Origin of the sequence: Kitasatospora sp. NPDC091257, from assembly GCF_044757675.1 — a bacterium.
GTDB classification, from domain to species: Bacteria; Actinomycetota; Actinomycetes; order Streptomycetales; family Streptomycetaceae; genus Kitasatospora; species Kitasatospora lactacystinica.
On record NZ_JBIVVI010001397.1, the window covers coordinates 1 to 2,132 of the forward strand.

General features: G+C 73.8%; 1 protein-coding gene. It reads right to left on the reverse strand.

Going from position 1 to position 2,132, the window contains the following annotated elements; translation table 11 throughout:
* Positions 1-55: 55 nt before the first annotated feature.
* On the reverse strand, positions 56-949 hold the full coding sequence (locus ACIQOV_RS38660) for a class I SAM-dependent methyltransferase (RefSeq protein ID WP_401055491.1): 894 nt from the start codon (positions 947-949) through the stop codon (positions 56-58).
* Positions 950-2,132 lie beyond the last annotated feature (1,183 nt).

The following is a 2,132-nucleotide window of genomic DNA, read 5'->3' on the forward strand; positions in this document are numbered from 1 at the left end:
GTGGTGGTCATGGCGTCGGTGTCCTCTTCTCGGGTGTCCTCGGTGGGCCCGGGGGTCAGGCGCGGCGGGTGAGGGTGACGCGGAAGTTGTTGAAGATGTGGTCTTCGAGGGTGTAGGCGAAGATGTCGAGGTAGCGCTCGAAGCGGGCGACGGTGGTCTCGTCGGTCATGGTGACGGCTTCGTCGCGGCGGGCGGCGAGGAGTTGGAGCCAGGCGCGGCAGGCGCGGGCGAAGGACTCGGGTTCGTTGCGGATCTCGGTGACCTCGAAGAGGCCGTCGAGGCCGGCGGCGAGTTCGGGCAGGCGCGGGATGTGGCAGCCCTCGAACTCCTCGCGCTGGAGGAACTTCAGGTCGTCCAGGAGCTGGCGGCGCAGCGGGGGGTTCTCGACGGTCATGGTGTGCAGGACGAAGCGGGCGCCGGGCTTGAGGAGGGAGTGGACCTGCTTGAAGAAGACGCGGTAGCGCTGGGTGCGCTCCTTGGGGGTGAGGGAGGAGAGCACGAAGTGTTCGAGTGCGTTGATGCAGAACGCGGCGTCGTAGGGGGCCTGGCCGTCGGCGAGGCGGTGGTCCTCCCAGCTTTCGACGCGGGCTTCGATGGCGGGGTTGGCGAGGGCGTCGACGAAGTCGGCCTGGGTGCGGGAGAGGGTGACGCCGACGGCCTTCTTGACGCCGTGGACGGTGGTGAGGCGGTTGAGCATGGTGCCCCAGCCGCAGCCGATGTCCAGGACGGTGTCGGTGTGGGCGGCGCGGGCGAGGTCGGTGAAGGCGTCGAGCTTGCGTTCCTGGGCCTCGTCGAGGACGGCGACGAGGTCCTCGCCGTCCTCCCAGTAGCCGCCGGAGTACATCATGGTGGGGCCCAGGATGAGCCGGTAGAGCTCGTTGGGGACCTCGTAGTGGTGGCGGATGGCCTCGACGTCGGGGTTGATGGAGCGGGCTTCGACGGTGGTCATGGGATGGGGCCCCTCGGTTGACGGTGGTGGTGGGTATCGGACGGGTGGGCGGCGGCGGGGCCGGCGCCCGGCGCGCGGTGGCGGGTGGCCCGGCCTGCGGTGCCCGATGGCCGGTGCGTGGTGCGTGGTGCGTGGTCCTCGGTGCCGCGCGCGGTGCGCGGTGCCTGGTGCGTGGTGCGTGGTCCTCGGTGCCGCGCGTGGTGCGTGGTGCGTGGTGCCGCGCGCGGTGCGTGGTGCGTGGTGCGTGGTGCGTGGTCCTCGGTGCCGCGCGTGGTGCGTGGTGCGTGGTGCCGGGTCTTCGGTGCCGCTCGGGCCGCCGTGCTGCTCGGGCCGCCGTGGCGGCCGTGGCGGCGGTGGGGCCGGTTGTTGCGGTCGTGGTGCGGCCGGTCGGGCGGTCTCGGGCGGTGTTCTGTGCCGGGACCGGGCCGCGGGTGGCCCGGCGTGCGGTGCCTGGTGCTTGGTGCTTGGTGCCTGGTGCGTGGTCCTCGGTGCCGCGCGTGGAGCGCGGTGCGGCCGTGATCGGGCCGGGCCGGATCGGCCGGGCGGCTGCCCTCGGCGCCTGTCGTGCCGGGTGGCCGGGTGCCGTCCGTGGTGCGGTGTGCCGGTTGAACCCGGCTTCTGGCGCGGGCGGGTGGTTGGGTGCTGACCGGTGGGCGGTGTGCCGGCGGAGCCGGGCCGAGGTGCCCGGGGTTTGACGCTGTCCCGGGGTGGACGGCCGTGCCGGGCAGCCGCCCCGGTGCCTGTCGTGCCGTGCCGTGCCGTGCCGTGCCGTGCTGTGCCGTTCCGGGCGGCCGGGTGCCGCCCGTCGTGGGGTGTTTCCGGTCGAACTGGGCTGCTGTCCTGGGTGGTTGGTTCCCGGGGTCGGCGGCTCTGTTGTGTTCGGTGTGTTCGGCGCCCGTCGTGCCGGGTGGCTGGGTGCTGCCCGGTGCGGTGGGTGCGGTGGGTCGGTTGTCCGGACCGGGTGCGGTGTTTGGTCGGCCGTTGGTGTGGGTGGCGCGGTGGCGTCCGTGGTGGGGTGTGCCGGGCCGGGCCGGGTGGTGGTGGCGGGTGGTTGGTGCCGTTCGGGCGGTGGCCCGGGTCTGGCCGCCGTCCCTGGTGTTTGTGGTTCCGGGTGGCCGGGTGGCCGGGTGGCCGGGTGGCCGGGTGGCCGGGTGGCCGGGTGGCCGGGTGCTGCCCGGGGGCG